The organism is Marinobacter zhanjiangensis (genome assembly GCF_014651935.1).
Lineage (GTDB): Bacteria > Pseudomonadota > Gammaproteobacteria > Pseudomonadales > Oleiphilaceae > Marinobacter > Marinobacter zhanjiangensis.
On record NZ_BMXV01000010.1, the window covers coordinates 111,932 to 127,892 of the forward strand.

The window sequence follows — 15,961 nt, forward strand, 5'->3', positions numbered from 1 at the left end:
GCACCATGTACACACTGACCGTTCGTGACCATGTAATGATTGCCCACAGCCTTGACGGCGAGCTCTTCGGCCCCGCCCAGAAACTCCACGGCGCCACCTATGTGGTGGATGTGGGTTTCGAACGCCCGGAACTGGACGACCACGACCTGGTGGTGGATATCGGCCTGGCCAGTGAGGCACTTGGCAAAGTATTGGCCCCCATCAACATGCAGAATCTGGATGAGCTGGAGCGATTCTATGGCCACAACACCACCACCGAATTCATGGCACGGCATATCTTCGACTGCATGGCCGAGGCGATCCACGATGGTCGACTGGGTGAGGGTGCCAGGGGGCTGAACGGGCTGGTGGTTACCCTGTCGGAATCCCACGTTGCCTGGGCCAGCTATCGTGGCCAGATCTGAGGCACCGTGGACGATCCTGGTCCCGGGGGACCCGGGGCAGCTCACCGGCGGCTATGGTTATGTGCGGGCGATTGTGGATGGCCTGCAACAGCTCGGCCAGCCGGTAACGCTTCTGGGGCTGGCAGGACAGTTCCCCCGGGTGGATCAGCAGGCCCGGCAGTCGCTGGAAGGTGCCCTGGCAGGGCTGCCTGATCACGCCACGGTTATTGTCGACGGCCTGGCCCTGGGTGGCTGCCCGGAAGTGGCCGAGCGCCACGGCCATCGCATTGACCTGATGGCACTGGTCCATCACCCACTGGCGGATGAAACCGGCCTTACCGGGGCGGACCAGCAGCATTTTTTCGATACCGAGCGGCGCGCCCTGGCGGCGGTGCGGCGGGTGATTACCACCAGCAACACCACCGCGGAGAGGCTCTCCCGGTATGACGTTGCCGCCAACCGAATCGCTACCGTGCCGCCGGGGGTGCACCGCCCGGATCCGGCAATCGGGCGCCCGGTGTCACCGTCAGGCGATCTCCGTATCCTGTGTCTCGCCCATCTGTCACCCCGCAAGGCACAGCACCATCTTGTTGAAGCGCTGGCGCAACTGCCGGGCACCGGCTGGCACTGTGAGCTGGCGGGGTCGCTTGAGCGGGACCCGGCCTATGCTGCCAGTGTTCAGCAGCGTATTGAAGCCCTGGGCCTGACCGAACGGATCCGGTTGACCGGCGAGCTGTCCGGCAAGGCGCTGGCCCGGTCTTTCCGGCGGGCCAACCTGTTTGTCTTGCCGTCGCTGAATGAAGGCTACGGTATGGTGATTGACGAGGCCCTGGCACACGGCCTGCCGGTAATCTCGTCCGATGGTGGCGCGCTGGCGGTCACCGCTGACCGACCCGGCTGCGTCACCTATCCGGCAGGGCAGGTGGCCGCGCTGTCACGCCTGCTGGAAGCGCGTTGGCGGAACCCGGAAATACTGGCCCGCCAACAGGAAGCCGCTGTCGATAGTACCCGCCATCTGCGGAGCTGGCAGCAGGCTGCCCGGGAATTCCAGCAGGCAGTTGCGCAGGCATTGCCCACAGGCAGTGACTTCGATGCCCATTGGCTGGGCCTGCGGGAACCGGCGGACCACGCGGCCCGCGCCGGTGCGCTGACCGCGCAGGCGATAGACTGGCTGCGGCAGCAGGGCCAGCAGGCTCCGGTGATTGCGGATATCGGCTCTGGTACCGGCTCCAACTGGCGTTATCTGACCCGGGCCCTCACTGATGCCGGCCTGGCCGACAGCCGCTGGCACTTGTTCGACCAGGATGCAGCGCTGCTCAGGAATAATCCCCGGGCCGAGTCGGGCCCGGCTATTCATATCGAACGGCTGGAGGCGACCAACCTGGACCAGCGCCTGCCACGGTCGCTGAACCTGCTCACCGCCTCGGCGTTGATTGATCTGGTGTCGAAGGACTGGCTGGATGCGTTTGCCGGTGCGGCAGCCGCACGCCGGGCAGCGGTGCTTGTCGTGCTGTCCTATGCCGGTCGGTTTCGGCTGATACCGGAACACCGGGCTGACGGCGATCTGCGCCAGCGGGTCAACGAACACCAGCACGGAGACAAGGGCACCGGTGCCGCCTGCGGCCCGGAGGCAAGCGACTATCTGGCCAATGCCCTGCAGCGCAAGGGGTACCGGGTAAGCCGTGAGCCCAGTATCTGGCATCTGGACAGCACCCACTGTGCCCTGCAGAAGGCTTTGATGGCGGGCTGGGTCGATGCGGCACGGGCACAGCTTTGCTCTGGCACCAATGATCAGCCAGCAGACAGCGACTGGCTCGAAGAGTGGCTGACGGAGCGCACCCGGCAGGCGGATAAGGGCGAGCTGTTGATCGAGGTGGACCATGTCGACCTGTTGGGAGTGCCCGCATCGTGACCACTGGCAGCGGCGCCGTTTTGCGTTGGTCCGTGACACTGGCCGTGTTGGCTTTCGTGCTTTGGCTGGTGGACCTGGGGGAGGTGGCCGATCAGCTCCGCTCGGTGGCACTACCATGGCTGCTGCTGGCGTTGTTGGTCACGCCCCTGCAAGTGGTGATTTCCGCCTGGCGCTGGCACTACACGGTGGCAAGGCTGGGCGGGCATATACCGCTGGGCCATGCCATCGGCGAGTACTACCTGGCGACCATGGTGAACCAGTTGATGCCCGGTGGTGTCGCGGGCGACGCTGGCCGAGCCCTGCGCCACCGCGGCAATGGCAACGACACCACCCTCGCTGTCCATGGTGTCATGATCGAACGCCTCTCCGGGCAGCTGGTGCTGCTGTTACTGGTGCTGCCCATGGTTATGGTCTGGTTGCCGGTACTGCGGCCACCCGTGCCGGGCCTGTTCCTGATTCCCGGGGTGCTGGTGGCCGGCCTGCTGCTCTGGTCCCTGCTGCAGGCGCCTGCCGTACAGCAGTGGTGGTGGCGTTTCCGGGAGGATCTGAGCCGTGCACTGCTGAACCTGTCCGCATTGCCGATTCAGTTGGCCTCGTCGCTGCTGGTGATTGGCAGTTATCTGCTGGTGTTCTGGTGCCTGGCCATGGGGCTGGGGCTTGAGGTTGCCCGCTCGAATCCCTGGCTGCTACTGGCGCTGTGTACCGTGTTGCTGATGGCCATGCTCATACCCCTCACCATTGCCGGCTGGGGTGTGCGTGAAGGCGCGGCGGCACTGATCTGGCCGCTGGCAGGGCTGGAGGCGGGGCAGGGAGTGGCTCTTTCGGTCAGCTACGGGCTGCTGGTGCTGGTGTCCTCGCTGCCCGGGGCATTGTTCTTGTTCAATGACCAGAAAAATCCAGATCAAACAGCATATCGCTGCCCAGATTGACCATGTTGGCCCGTGGTCGCAGGGCATCAGCCAGGCTGTCGATTTCCGGCAGCGAGAACGCGGGCTGACCGCTGCCAATGATCATCGGCGACACCAGCACATGCAGCCGGTCCACCAGCCCGGCGCTGAGGAAAGTAGACACCGTCTGACCACCGCCCTCAACAAAGATCCGCTTCAGCCCCAGCTGGTCCAACACCCGGAGTACCTCCCGGGGATCGATGGGCCCTTCTTCGTCGCTCAGACAGGGGATCTCATACACTCCCGCTGACAGCGTGGACGGCAGGCTGGCAGGATTATAGCGCCCGGCCACCAGGTGCAGGGTCGGGGCGGCACCGTCCGTGAACAGATGATGGTCTGCGGGAACCCGGCGGTGCCGGTCTACCAGAACCCGTACCGGGTTGGGGCCGGTGGCCAGGCGTACGGTCAGGCGCGGGTTGTCGGCGCTGGCCGTGCCGGAGCCCACCAGCACGGCATCCGATACCGCCCGTATCCGGTGCAGGTGAATCAGCCCGTCCTCGCCGTTGATGTACCGGGACTTGCCGGTGATGGTGGCGATACGACCATCCAGGCTCTGGCCCATCTGGGCGATAACCTGTTGCGGCTGGTTTGCCGGCAAGGCCCGAACGAGCGGGGCGAACAGTTGCAATAGTTCCGCCGCCCGGTCAGCGTCACTGGCGGGCGTTTCCACAAGCCAGTCGTCACTGCTGTGGTCGGGGTGATGTCGCTGTTGCAGGATCAGTTCCCAGGCCTGGTTGGGGGTCATCAATGCCTCATTGTTCTGGATCCGGATTGGTCGGGCCTGTGCCCCTGTGAAATACTTACGTAAGAAATCGTCATTGATTCACTCTAATGACATAAACCCGCCGCCGCCAATGGAAAAGCCCGGCACCAATACGTTGTAATGGAACGGCGCTTCGGCAATTGGCATACAGGCGTGACCCGGTTATCGCGGAACAGGCCGGTAAAGGATAAAGTAGAGACCCTGGTTGTTCGCAAACGGGAACCACAGGCCCCGCATTATCCGCAGGAGACCCCCATGCGCTACATGGAAACATTCTGGCAGAGACTGAAAGACGCCCGGGAGGCAAGGCAGTTGTCCCGTCGCGACCTGGCGGAACTGTGCGGCGTTGATCAGGCGGTGGTGACCCGCTGGGAGCATGTGGATGCGCGTCAGCGCCTTTACCCGGCGGTGGATGAACTGATTGACCTGTGCCGGCACCTGGAAGTACCGCTGGAGTCCCTGCTGGATTCCGAGGTGAGCGTGAATCCGGGGCAACTGCAATTGCCGGGGCTGGCTTTCTCCAACACCGATGAACTGACCGGTGCCCTGGATGAGCTGGAGCGCCAGTTCCAGCGGATTCAGCCTTCCGAGGAGGAAGCGGAATTGCTGCGCCGGTTCCGCAAGAGCACGGAGGAAAACCGGCGCATGATCGTGCAACTGCTGGGCCGCTAGGGCCTTACTTCTTCTTTTCCTTGTTCTTCTTGTACACGTTCTCGTAGACATAGTTGGTCGCGTCAACAAACCCTTCGATTGAGCCACAGTCAAAACGTCTGCCCCGGAACTGGTAGGCCAGTACGCAACCATTTTTGGCCTGCTCCATCAGGGCATCGGTGATCTGTACCTCGCCGTTCTTGCCCGGCTTGGTATTCTCGATGATCTCGAAAATGTCCGGTGTCAGGATATAGCGGCCAATGATCGCCAGGTTGGACGGTGCCTTGTCCGGTGAAGGCTTCTCCACCATGTCGGTAATCCGGTACAGCCCATCCTTCATGGTTTCGCCGGCGATTACGCCATATTTGTGGGTCTCGTCCTTGGGCACTTCCTCGATGGCGACGATGGAGCAGCGGAACTGCTTGTACAGCTTGGCCATCTGCGCCAGCACGCCGTCGTCGCCTTCTTCCGTCACGCAGAAGTCGTCGGCCAGCACGACCGCAAAAGGGCTGTCGCCCACCAGGTTGCGGCCGGTGAGAATGGCGTGGCCCAGGCCTTTCATTTCGTTCTGGCGGGTGAAGGCGAACGAATTGTTGTTGATCAGATCGCGGATGGAGGACAGCAGGTCTTCCTTGCCGGTGCCTGCAATCTGGTGTTCCAGCTCATAGCTGATATCGAAATGATCCTCGATGGCCCGCTTACCCCGTCCAGTCACAAACCCGAACTCGCTGATGCCGGCTTCAGAGGCTTCTTCAACCCCGTATTGCACCAGGGGTTTGTTCACAATCGGCAGGATTTCCTTGGGCATGGCCTTGGTGGCAGGCAGGAAGCGGGTTCCGTAACCGGCAACGGGGAAAAGGCATTTTTTGATCATCGATAACGTCCTTAGTGTCAGTTTCCTGAAGGTGAGATGAGCGTGTACGCATGGCGATACAGGAAATATGCCAAGTGTAACCAGGTTACCGTTACAAAGGGAAACATCAACAGGTTCCGGGAGTTTTACCATTTCTCCATGGACCGGGACACGACGGGTGCCCGCAGCGATACCGTCTACGGCGCACTCTTGCGGTGCGCTTCTGACAATGTCAACAATAGACCAAGGTCTGATGTTATGGATTGTTGACAATCGGGGCGGCAGGGCGTAATTTTCGGTTAAATATCGCAATGATTGTCGACAAAAGCATGAATGCAGTCGCACCACAGCCCCTTACCCGAGCCGACGAAGCCTTTGATTGTCTGCAAACCGCCATCGTCACGGGAGACCTTGCCCCCGGCGAAAAGATCGGCGAGGTGGAATTGTGTGCACGCTTCAAGCTGACCCGTGGTCCCCTGCGGGAAGCGCTGGGCCGGCTGGAATCCCGGGGCCTGCTGGTGCGCCGCCCCCATGCCGGCGTCAAGGTGGTGTCCGTCAGCGCCGACGAACTGATGGAACTGTACCGCATCCGCGAAGCCATGGAGGGGCTGGCCGCCCGCCAGGCCGCAGAACGCATGACCGACCAGGAAATCGCCGACCTGCAGGCCACCCTCGACAGCCACGAAACCATGATCGAGGAAGCACGCGGCCAGGCCTACTACCAGGCCGAGGGTGACTACGACTTCCATCACCGCATCGCCACCGGCAGCCGCAATGCCAAACTCGCGCAAATGCTGCTGGGTGATCTTTACTACATGGTGCGCATGTACCGGTACCGTCTGAGCACATCCAGCGGCCGGCCGCACCGGGCCTTGGGCGAGCATCGCCGCATTGTCGAGGCCATTGCCCAGCGGGACGGCGAACTGGCGGAATTCCTGATGCAACGCCATATCAACGCCGCCAGAAAGAACATTGAACAGAAAATCAGCGACGGCCTGTTGGACATCTGACGGGCAGCCACGGACAGAAAGAAGAAATTGAGCCACGGAATCCACGGAAGAATACAGAAGAAAAGCAAAAGAAAAATGGGTCGCGGGTGGCCTCAGACTTGAAAGTACCCGCCGCCAGGTTCTTTTTATCTATGTCCTTTTTCCGTGTCCTTCCGTGGATTCCGTGGCTAACAAAATCTTTAATCAGGAGAGCAACATGACCAAACAACCATCCCCCGGCGCCCGTTTCCGCAAGGCGCTGAAAGAGAACCAGCCGCTGCAGATTGTCGGTACCATCAACGCCTATTCCGCCATGATGGCGGAGCGGGTAGGGCACCAGGCCATCTACCTGTCCGGTGGCGGTGTCGCCAATGCCTCCTTCGGCCTGCCGGACCTGGGCATGACCACCATGAATGATGTGGTGGAAGATGCCCGCCGCATCACCACCGCCACCGACCTGCCGCTGCTGGTGGACATCGATACCGGCTGGGGCGGTGCCCTGAACATTGCCCGCACCATCCGCGAGATGGAGCGCGCTGGTGTGGCAGCGGTCCACATTGAAGACCAGGTCGCCCAGAAACGCTGCGGCCATCGCCCCAACAAGGAAATCGTCTCCAAGGAAGAGATGGTGGACCGCATCAAGGCCGCCGCCGATGCCCGCCAGGACGAGGAGTTCTTCATCATGGCCCGCACCGACGCCTTCCAGAAGGAAGGGCTGGAAGCGGCCATTGATCGCGCCAAGGCCTGCATTGAGGCCGGCGCTGACGGCATCTTCGCCGAGGCCGTACACGACCTGTCCGACTACCGGGCTTTCGCGGAAGCCATCGATGCTCCCCTGCTCGCCAATATCACCGAATTCGGCGCCACCCCGCTGTACAACAAGTCCGAGCTTGCAGAAGCCGGGGCCGGTATGGTGCTCTATCCGTTAAGCGCCTTCCGCGCCATGAACAAGGCGGCCCTTCAGGTGTACGAGAACATCCTGGAGAAGGGCGATCAGAAAGACGTGGTGGACATCATGCAGACCCGTGCGGAGCTGTATGACTTTCTGAACTACCACGACTTCGAACAGAAACTGGACGAACTCTTCGCCCAGAAAAAGAACTGATTTATTGCCGACAACAAGATTCTGATGAGGAGATAACCGATGGCTGAAGCAAAGAAACTCGGAGGTGCGGGCCTGCGTGGCCAGGTAGCCGGTGAAACCGCCCTGTGTACCGTCGGGCAATCCGGCGCTGGCCTGACCTACCGGGGCTACGAGATAGCCGACCTGGCGGAAAAGGCCCAGTTCGAGGAAATCGCCTATCTGTTGCTGCGTGGCAAGCTGCCCAACCGCCAGGAGCTGGACAGCTACAAGCAGAAGCTGCAGAGCCTGCGCGGCCTGCCGGACGCGCTCAAGGCCGTTCTCGAGCAGATCCCCAAAGACGCCCACCCCATGGACGTAATGCGTACCGGCTGCTCCATGCTGGGCAACCTGGAAACCGAGCAGGACTTCAGCGAGCAGGACGATAAGATCGACCGCATGCTGGCGGCGTTCCCGTCCATCATCACCTACTGGTACCGCTTTGCCCACGAGGGCGTGCGTATCGAGACCGAGAGCGACGTGGACTCCATTGGCGGCCACTTCCTGGAGCTGCTGCTGGGCGAGAAGCCGAATGAGCTGCACGAGAAGGTGATGAACGTGTCCCTGATCCTGTATGCGGAGCACGAATTCAACGCCTCCACCTTCACGGCTCGCGTGTGTGCCTCGACCCTGTCGGACATCCACAGCTGTGTGACCGGCGCCATCGGCACCCTGCGCGGCCCACTACATGGCGGCGCCAACGAGGCGGCCATGGCCCTGATCCAGAAGTGGCAGACCCCGGACGAGGCCGAAGAAGGCCTGCTGGGTATGCTGGAGCGCAAGGAAAAGATCATGGGCTTCGGTCACGCCATCTACAAGGAGTCCGACCCCCGCAACGCCATCATCAAGCAGTGGTCGAAGAAGCTGGCGGAGGAAGTGGGCGACACCGTCCTTTACCCGGTATCCGAGCGCTGCGAGGAAGTCATGTGGAGGGAGAAGAAGCTGTTCTGCAACGCCGATTTCTTCCACGCGTCGGCCTATCACTTCATGGGCATCCCCACCGAACTGTTCACCCCCATCTTCGTGATGTCCCGGGTGTCCGGCTGGACCGCCCACGTGAAGGAACAGCGGGAGAACAACCGAATCATCCGCCCCAGCGCCGACTACACCGGGCCTGCGGATTCGAAGTGGGTGCCCATCGACGAGCGCCCGTAAGAACGAGTAAGTGAGGGCCGTGAGCCCCCCTCTCCCTTGAGGGGAGAGGGGCCGGGGGTGAGGGTGGAGGCTCCAACTCAAGAGTCCGCCGCTCCCCCCTCACCCTAACCCTCTCCCTCCAGGGGAGAGGGGATGGAACGGAGCACGGCGCAACCAAGGGCCAGGCCAGGAATTCGAGTCTGGCCTCCGTTTTGGCTCCCTCTCCCTTGAGGGGAGAGGGCCGGGGTGAGGGTGGAGACGACAAGCCACGTGTCCGCCGCTTTCACCCTCACCCTAACCCTCTCCCTTCAAGGGAGAGGGGATAAAAAACGAACATGGCATTCCAAGAGAGCCCCCAAATGAACACCCAATACCGCAAGAACTTACCAGGCACCGACCTGGACTATTTTGATACCCGCCAGGCTGTAGAAGACATCCAGCCAGGCGCCTACGCCACGTTGCCATACACCTCCCGCATCCTGGCGGAACAGCTGGTACGCCGCTGTGACCCAGCCGCGCTGACGGACTCCCTGAAACAGCTGATCGAGCGCAAGCGTGACCTGGACTTTCCCTGGTACCCGGCCCGCGTCGTGTGTCATGACATCCTGGGCCAGACCGCCCTGGTGGACCTGGCCGGTCTGCGGGACGCCATCGCCGAGAAGGGTGGCGACCCCGCCAAGGTGAACCCGGTGGTCCCCACCCAGCTGATCGTCGACCACTCCCTGGCCGTGGAGCATGCCGGCTTTGAAAAGGACGCCTTCGAGAAGAACCGGGAGATCGAGAACCGCCGCAACGACGACCGCTTCCACTTCATCAACTGGACCAAGACCGCCTTCGAGAATGTGGACGTGATTCCTCCGGGCAATGGCATCATGCACCAGATCAACCTGGAGAAGATGTCGCCGGTGGTGCAGGTGCGCCCGGACGGGGAAGGCGGCCGCGTGGCCTACCCGGATACCTGTGTGGGCACTGACAGCCACACCCCGATGGTCGACGCCCTGGGCGTTATCTCCGTCGGCGTCGGTGGTCTTGAAGCGGAAAGCGTGATGCTGGGCCGTGCTTCCATGATGCGCCTGCCGGACATTGTCGGCGTGGAGCTGAAAGGCAAGCTGCGCCCGGGCATCACCAGCACCGACATGGTACTGGCCATCACCGAGTTCCTGCGCAAGGAGCGGGTGGTGGGCGCCTACCTGGAATTCTACGGCGACGGCGCCGACAGCCTGACCGTGGGCGACCGAGCCACCATCTCCAACATGACCCCGGAATACGGCGCCACGGCGGCCATGTTCTACATCGACGGCCAGACCATCGATTACCTCAAACTCACCGGCCGTGAAGACGAGCAGGTGGAACTGGTCGAGAAGTACGCCAAACACACCGGCCTGTGGGCCGACGACCTGAAAGCCGCCGAGTACGAGCGGGTGCTGACCTTCGACCTGAGCAAGGTTGAGCGCACCCTGGCGGGCCCGTCCAACCCCCACGCCCACCTGCCAACGTCCCAGCTGGCGGAAAGCGGCATTGCCGGCCCCTGGGAAAAGGAAGAGGGCAAGATGCCCGATGGTGCCGTGATCATTGCCGCCATCACCAGCTGTACCAATACCAGTAACCCCCGCAACATGGTGGCCGCGGGCCTGATCGCCCGTAACGCCAATAAACTGGGCCTGACCCGCAAGCCCTGGGTGAAGTCCTCCCTGGCGCCGGGGTCCAAGACCGTGAAGATGTACCTGGAAGAAGCCGAGCTGTTGCCGGAACTGGAAGACCTGGGCTTCGGCGTGGTCGCCTACGCCTGCACCACCTGCAACGGCATGAGTGGCGCCCTGGATCCGGTCATTCAGAAGGAAGTGGTAGACCGTGATCTCTATGCCACGGCGGTGCTGTCCGGCAACCGTAACTTCGACGGCCGTATCCATCCCTACGCCAAGCAGGCGTTCCTGGCGTCTCCGCCGCTGGTGGTGGCCTACGCCATTGCCGGTACCATCCGCTTCGATATCGAGAAGGATGCCCTGGGTTACGACACCGATGGCAACCCCATCACCCTGAAGGACATCTGGCCCGGCGATGAGGAAATCGATGCCATCGTCAAGAAAGCGGTGAAGCCGGAGCAGTTCCGCAAGACCTACATCCCCATGTTTGACGTGTCGAAGGATGCCCGCAACCTGGTCAGCCCGCTGTACGAATGGCGCCCCGAGAGCACCTACATCCGCCGCCCGCCGTACTGGGAAGGTGGCATGGTGGGCGAGAAAACCCTCAAGGGCATGCGCCCGCTGGCGATCCTGCCGGACAACATCACCACCGACCACCTGTCGCCGTCCAACGCCATCATGATGGACAGCGCCGCCGGTGAATACCTGCACAAGATGGGCCTGCCGGAGGAGGACTTCAACTCCTACGCCACCCACCGCGGCGACCACCTGACCGCCCAGCGCGCCACCTTCGCCAACCCCAAACTGTTCAACGAAATGGTGCGGGACGAGCAGGGCAACGTGCAGCAGGGCTCCCTGGCCCGGGTCGAGCCGGAAGGCAAGGTCACCCGCATGTGGGAAGCCATTGAAACCTACATGGAGCGCAAGCAGCCGCTGATCATCATCGCCGGCGCAGACTACGGCCAGGGCTCCTCCCGTGACTGGGCCGCCAAGGGCGTGGCACTGGCAGGCGTGGAAGCCATCGCCGCCGAAGGCTTCGAGCGCATCCACCGCACCAACCTGATTGGCATGGGCGTGATGCCCCTGCAGTTCGAGGAAGGCACCACCCGCAAGACCCTGAACCTGGACGGTACCGAAACCTACGACGTGGAAGGCACCGCCGCCCCCGGCGCCGCACTGACCCTGGTCATCCACCGCCAGAACGGCGACACCGAACGGGTCCCGGTAACCTGCCGCCTGGACACAGCGGAGGAAGTGGATATCTACAAGGCCGGCGGCGTACTACAACGCTTCGCCGAGGATTTCCTCCAATCCGAAACGGCGGCCTAAGGCTCCAGACAACTCCCCAGCCCGCGCCCTAAATCCCCTCTCCCTTGAGGGGAGAGGGCCAGGGTGAGGGTGGAGCAGGCTACCGCCACCAGCCAGACCTGAACACAAGGTACCCGTCCATGAGCAAAACACCCCAGATAAAAATCCCCGCCACTTATATGCGTGGCGGCACCAGCAAAGGCGTCTTCTTCAACGTGGAAGACCTCCCGGAACGCTGCCAGCAACCCGGCGAAGCCCGGGACAGACTGCTGATGCGCGTCATCGGCAGCCCCGACCCCTACGAGAAACAGATCGACGGCATGGGTGGCGCCACCTCCAGTACCAGCAAAACCGTCATCCTGGCCCGTAGCCAGAGCGACGACCACGACGTGGACTACCTGTTCGGCCAGGTGGGTATCGACAAGGCCTTCGTGGATTGGAGCGGCAACTGCGGCAACCTCTCCGCCGCTGTGGGCCCCTTCGCCATCACCAACGGCCTGGTGGACAAGAGCCGGGTACCGGACAACGGCATAGCCACTGTCCGTATATGGCAGGCCAACATTGCCAAGGCCATCGTCGCCAAGGTCCCCATGACCAACGGCGAAGTGCAGGAAACCGGCGACTTCGAGCTGGACGGTGTCACCTTCCCGGCGGCGGAAGTGGCGGTGGAGTTCATGGACCCGGCGGACGGCGAAGGCGCCATGTTCCCCACCGGCAATGTGGTGGATGAGCTGGAGGTGCCCGATGTGGGGACCTTCAAGGCCACCATGATCAACGCCGGTATACCGACCATCTTCGTGAATGCGGAGGACATCGGGTATGAGGGGACCGAGTTGCAGCCGGCTATTAATGGTGATCCCGAGGCGCTGGCGCGGTTTGAGGCGATTCGCGCTTACGGGGCCGTGAAGATGGGATTGATCCAGAAGCCGGAGGAAGCGGCGGATCGGGGGCATACGCCCAAGGTTGCCTTCGTTTCTGCGCCGAAGGATTACTTGAGCTCCAGTGGCAAGGACATCAAAGCCGGTGATGTGGATGTGCTGGTCAGGGCCCTGTCCATGGGGAAACTGCATCATGCGATGATGGGGACGGCGGCTGTGGCGATTGCTACGGCAGCTGCGGTGCCTGGCACCCTGGTGAATCTTGCTGCCGGGGGCGGGGATCGGACTTCTGTGACCTTCGGGCATCCGTCCGGGACTTTGCAGGTTGGGGCTGAGGCTAAGCAGGTTAATGGGCAATGGACTGCTGAAAAGGCTGTTATGAGTCGTAGTGCGAGGGTTTTGATGGAAGGTTGGGTGAGGGTGCCTGGGGATTCGTTCTAGGCACCCGGAATAGATTCGATTCAGGGTTGGTCTCCTGACGTGTTGTCGCCATTGCCCTTTTGGGCCTGGCGGCTTTTTTGTGGGCTGGAGTCCGTCTCTGACCGTCACCCAAAGTCAAAGATCACGGCAGTGAAAACCAGCAGCACGAAGCCATGCCCGGCAACCATGAACATCCATGCCCGCAGCCGGTCAGCCCTTGTTGTGTATCGCTTTACATCCGAAGTCTTGAGCTGGCGATTGTCCATATCATTGAAAAATGGCTCAGGTAACGCGACCGCGTACGCATACCAGACAAGGCGGCCGCCAACACCATCCCAGGGGCAGGGTCGGGGTTTGCCCTCTGCCATAATGGCTTTCTCGATTTTCGCCATGGACAAACGGCCAAACACCAGCCAGGAAATCAAGGCCGTGAACAGGCAGCCGGCGAAGATGAATGCGAAAATGAGTTCTGCGTCCATGCTTCAGTCGCCTGTAAAGTAGTCGTAGATTTGCCCGAGTAGGTTTTGACCACGTTCATCTGCCCCAGGGTGTTGTCGCTATTGATGCTGCACCGGTAGCATGCTTGGAGAAGCCTCTGCGACGGCTAAAGACGGTCGATGGGGCTGACCATTCCGCGTTCATGCAGACCGACAACATGCGTGTAGATCTGTGTGGTTTCGATGGAGGTGTGGCCCAGGATCTCCTGAATGGCACGAAGGTCCGTGCCTTGCCGAAGTAGCTCGGTCGCAAAAGAATGCCTGAAAGTATGGCAGGATACCCTCTTATTGATACCAGCCTTCTGACTCGCCTGTTTGACTGATCGCTGCAGCTGACGCTCGTTGATGTGGTGCCTGCGCTCCATACCGCTGCGAGGGTCGGTGGAATAATGTCGCGCGGGAAACAGGTACTGCCATCCGAGTTCGAAAGGCGCATTCGGGTACTTTCTGTCCAGGGCGTTCGGTAGATAGACACTGCCATACCCGGCCTGTAGATCGCACCGATGAAGCTCCGTGACCCATCGGATCTGCTCGGCCAGCGTATTTTTCAGCCGTTCGGGCAACAACGTTCTGCGGGCCTTTCCTCCTTTGGTTTCCTGGACCCAAAGCGCCTGATTCTCGATATCGATGTCCTTCACACGAAGCCGAACCACCTCCATGACCCGCAGTCCACAGCCATACATCATCTGAACCATCAAACGGTGGGAACCGTGAAGACGCACAAGCACGCGGGCTACTTCGGAACTCGAAAGTACGGTAGGAAGCTTGCGACGCACAGCTGCCTTCCGGAAGTTCAGGTCCGGTATCTCCTGCCCGAGAAACTCTCGGAACAAAAATACCAGTGCGTTCAGCGCGGTTTTCTGCGTATTGATTGAACAATGCTGATCGACCGCCAGGTAGCTAAGAAAAGCCTGAATATGATGAGCATCAAGCTGATCGTGGGATTGATACTCGTTAAAACGAATGAACCGCCGGACCCAGGCGCAGTAGGTTTTCTCTGTTCGGTAGGCCAGGCCCCGAGCACGGATAAACGTGCGGAGCTGGTCGAGAAAGCGGGGCGATTGCGAGGATACTGGCGGTGGCACGCCCATGGCACGATGAGCTCCAGAAAATAACTGTGCATTTGTACAGTATCAGCAATGCTTTCAGTGTGACTTGTGTCACAGTTTTGGTGGGCGTTGCCGTTATTTGGAATACTCACCGGATATTCGGCCACTTTTGACGGTATATTCGAAATAAACCGACAGTTTGTCGCTTTTTGCGGAATGAATGTGTGCTCACGGGTGGGTTCGTGTAGTGGCAATGTGTTGAATTGCAGGGATATTATCATCAGCCTGTGCGGTAGGCTCGCCCGGGCATATGGCCATTTTTGACGTAGAATAAACTGTTATGCTTCCGGGTTACCCATGAACATTAGAAATTAACCAATGGATACGCTAGATCTCACGTCAGCTTCTAAGCGGTATGCAGTGTATATGCACGAAATTCGTTCTCGATTAAAGTTAGTTGGTAAGGCTGGCGGAGCACTCACGGCTGGGCGCTCTCTTACAGGGCTACCAGCGGCCGATGTTGAGTTATGCTTTTTGAACTTCCGAAAGATTTTGGAGCTCATTATGTATTCCTCCGTGCTAGCTCACAAGGACGCTGGAGCAGAGATATCGAGAAAGATCGCCGGGCGGGAGTGGAATGCAAGGAAAATTTTCAAATATTTGGAGCAAGTTAATCCGAACTTTTATCCAAACCCAATAGAGAAGCTTGATCGCGAGGTAGACCCACCAAGTACCGTGGCTCTTCTAGAGGGGTATCTTACGAAAGAAGAATTTCTCCATCTATATGACCACCAATGTGGGAAAATGTTGCACGCGAGCCGGACAGCTGTTCTTCACGAGCCCTATACTCCTCCAGAGGCTGAAATTAAGCAGTGGTTCGATCGTATTTGGATGTTGCTAGGACATCATTGGATACAGTTATCGGATGAATTGTGCTTTGCAGTTATTCTTACGCTTAATGGATCAGATAAAATTCAAGTAGCTCCAATGACAAAAGCGACAACTTAGTTTCCGAATAGGCGCTGTGGCGATTCGAAACATCGGATAACAATCGGCTGCACCGCGACCGATTTTCCGCCGCTTCGCGGCTCCAAACCGGCGCGTGAGCCGGGCGTTGAGGCTGTAGAAAAAGTCCCGAAAATCCCGCTCTGGTTTTGGTAGCATTGAGTCATCGCAGGCCGACAAGGACCCGTCCCATGCCCCGCTTCAGGCACTACAACTACGACCAGGACGCGATGGTCGTGATCAACTACCAGGAACAGCTCCAGCCCGGCACCTTCGAGCACGCGGTGCACTATCTGATCGAGCACAAGCTGGACCTGTCGGTGTTCCACCCCAAGTACCGCAACGACGACACTGGCCGGCTGGCCTATGATCCGGCGATTCTGCTGAAGATCATCCTGTTCGCCTACTC

The 15,961-nt window shown here is 60.5% G+C and carries 15 protein-coding genes; 11 read left to right on the forward strand and 4 right to left on the reverse strand.

Features of this window, described 5'->3' with window-relative positions; all coding sequences use genetic code 11:
* Positions 1–5 precede the first annotated feature (5 nt).
* The 3 genes from IE079_RS17995 to IE079_RS18005 are packed head-to-tail and all read left to right on the forward strand — an operon-like array spanning position 6 to position 3,224.
* Positions 6–404: a 6-pyruvoyl trahydropterin synthase family protein gene (locus IE079_RS17995; protein ID WP_189578322.1), complete on the forward strand. Its 399-nt coding sequence runs from the start codon at positions 6–8 to the stop codon at positions 402–404.
* Positions 391–2,295 (forward strand): glycosyltransferase family 4 protein, encoded by a 1,905-nt coding sequence (locus tag IE079_RS18000; protein WP_227712594.1) that lies wholly within the window; start codon positions 391–393, stop codon positions 2,293–2,295. The genes IE079_RS17995 and IE079_RS18000 overlap by 14 nt, the downstream gene beginning before the upstream one ends.
* A complete protein-coding gene (locus tag IE079_RS18005; RefSeq protein ID WP_227712595.1) occupies positions 2,292–3,224 on the forward strand; it encodes a lysylphosphatidylglycerol synthase transmembrane domain-containing protein in 933 nt (310 codons plus the stop codon). The genes IE079_RS18000 and IE079_RS18005 overlap by 4 nt, the downstream gene beginning before the upstream one ends.
* Here IE079_RS18005 and IE079_RS18010 read toward each other — a convergent pair.
* The gene (locus IE079_RS18010; RefSeq protein WP_189578324.1) at positions 3,175–3,987 is read right to left on the reverse strand and encodes a RibD family protein; all 813 of its coding nucleotides are present in this window, start codon (positions 3,985–3,987) and stop codon (positions 3,175–3,177) included. The genes IE079_RS18005 and IE079_RS18010 overlap by 50 nt on opposite strands.
* A gap of 273 nt (positions 3,988–4,260) precedes the next feature.
* Between IE079_RS18010 and IE079_RS18015 the strand changes: the two genes are divergently transcribed.
* Positions 4,261–4,677, forward strand: a complete 417-nt coding sequence (locus IE079_RS18015) for a helix-turn-helix domain-containing protein (protein ID WP_189578326.1) — start codon at positions 4,261–4,263, stop codon at positions 4,675–4,677.
* Between the two features lie 4 nt (positions 4,678–4,681).
* On the opposite strand, the gene galU is transcribed toward IE079_RS18015, so the two are convergent.
* On the reverse strand, positions 4,682–5,530 hold the full coding sequence (gene galU / locus IE079_RS18020) for a UTP--glucose-1-phosphate uridylyltransferase GalU (RefSeq protein WP_189578328.1): 849 nt from the start codon (positions 5,528–5,530) through the stop codon (positions 4,682–4,684).
* Between the two features lie 308 nt (positions 5,531–5,838).
* On the opposite strand from galU, the gene IE079_RS18025 reads away from it, so the two are divergent.
* From IE079_RS18025 to prpF, 5 genes are all read left to right on the forward strand, one after another.
* Positions 5,839–6,519: a GntR family transcriptional regulator gene (locus tag IE079_RS18025; protein WP_189578330.1), complete on the forward strand. Its 681-nt coding sequence runs from the start codon at positions 5,839–5,841 to the stop codon at positions 6,517–6,519.
* Positions 6,520–6,715: 196 nt separating this feature from the next.
* Complete coding sequence (gene prpB / locus IE079_RS18030) at positions 6,716–7,603, forward strand: methylisocitrate lyase (protein WP_189578332.1); 888 nt, start codon at positions 6,716–6,718, stop codon at positions 7,601–7,603.
* Positions 7,604–7,642: 39 nt separating this feature from the next.
* The gene (gene prpC / locus IE079_RS18035; RefSeq protein WP_189578334.1) at positions 7,643–8,773 is read left to right on the forward strand and encodes a bifunctional 2-methylcitrate synthase/citrate synthase; all 1,131 of its coding nucleotides are present in this window, start codon (positions 7,643–7,645) and stop codon (positions 8,771–8,773) included.
* A 338-nt stretch (positions 8,774–9,111) separates the two neighbouring features.
* Complete coding sequence (gene acnD, locus IE079_RS18040; RefSeq protein ID WP_189578336.1) at positions 9,112–11,724, forward strand: Fe/S-dependent 2-methylisocitrate dehydratase AcnD; 2,613 nt, start codon at positions 9,112–9,114, stop codon at positions 11,722–11,724.
* A gap of 119 nt (positions 11,725–11,843) precedes the next feature.
* Positions 11,844–13,022, forward strand: coding sequence for a 2-methylaconitate cis-trans isomerase PrpF (gene prpF, locus IE079_RS18045; protein ID WP_189578338.1), 1,179 nt, complete (start codon positions 11,844–11,846; stop codon positions 13,020–13,022).
* Between the two features lie 104 nt (positions 13,023–13,126).
* On the opposite strand, the gene IE079_RS18050 is transcribed toward prpF, so the two are convergent.
* Both IE079_RS18050 and IE079_RS18055 read right to left on the reverse strand, forming a co-directional pair.
* Entirely contained in the window at positions 13,127–13,480 is a 354-nt protein-coding gene (locus IE079_RS18050) for a hypothetical protein (RefSeq protein WP_189578340.1), read from the reverse strand.
* 125 nt (positions 13,481–13,605) lie between these two features.
* Positions 13,606–14,589 carry an integron integrase gene (locus IE079_RS18055; protein ID WP_189578342.1) on the reverse strand — a complete coding sequence of 328 codons (984 nt, stop codon included), beginning with the start codon at positions 14,587–14,589 and terminating at the stop codon, positions 13,606–13,608.
* Positions 14,590–14,925: 336 nt separating this feature from the next.
* Between IE079_RS18055 and IE079_RS18060 the strand changes: the two genes are divergently transcribed.
* On the forward strand, positions 14,926–15,555 hold the full coding sequence (locus IE079_RS18060; protein ID WP_227712596.1) for a hypothetical protein: 630 nt from the start codon (positions 14,926–14,928) through the stop codon (positions 15,553–15,555).
* 188 nt (positions 15,556–15,743) lie between these two features.
* Positions 15,744–15,961: transposase (locus IE079_RS18065; protein WP_227712597.1), on the forward strand; the 218-nt coding region annotated here is incomplete at its 3' end.